The sequence below is a fragment of the Pedobacter sp. 05L430 genome, from assembly GCF_056397585.1.
The window spans coordinates 1-422 of sequence record NZ_JBFTNT010000647.1 but is presented as its reverse complement, the minus strand read 5'-3'; the positions used below and the strand labels follow the sequence as shown (position 1 = coordinate 422).

Here is a 422-nt window from a genome sequence, read left to right as displayed (position 1 = left end):
CAATCGAAATTATCAATGCCCTGTTACTTAAATAGTTGCAGGGCATTGTTGTTTACAGGTACAACATAGGTAAAACATTCACTAAACTACTTTTTTTAGCTTCTGAGTTTTATCGAAAATATTCATGGCTTTATCCAGTTCTTCGTTCAATATTCTCGCGTAAACTTCTGTATGTTTTACCGAGGCGTGACCCATCAATTTTGAAACGTATTCAATTCGCATTCCTTTCTGCAGAGCTCTTACCGCCCAGCTATGTCTGGCTGTATGGAAGGATATCTTTTTGTTAATGCCTGCGAGAATGCCAATTTTGCGGAGACTTTTATTTGTGAAGGCGGTCGCTGATGAAATTGCATTGAAAAGTTTCAGTTTATCAGTTTCATCAGTAGCTATATTAAGCAACGGGAAGATGAATGATTCCGGAT

General features: G+C 37.9%; 1 protein-coding gene. It reads right to left on the bottom strand.

The features are described 5' to 3' along the window. Window positions 1–81: 81 nt before the first annotated feature. Window positions 82–422, bottom strand: a 341-nt coding sequence (locus AC1DG9_RS27785) for a tyrosine-type recombinase/integrase (protein ID WP_477635801.1), incomplete at its 5' end; no start/stop codon positions are given.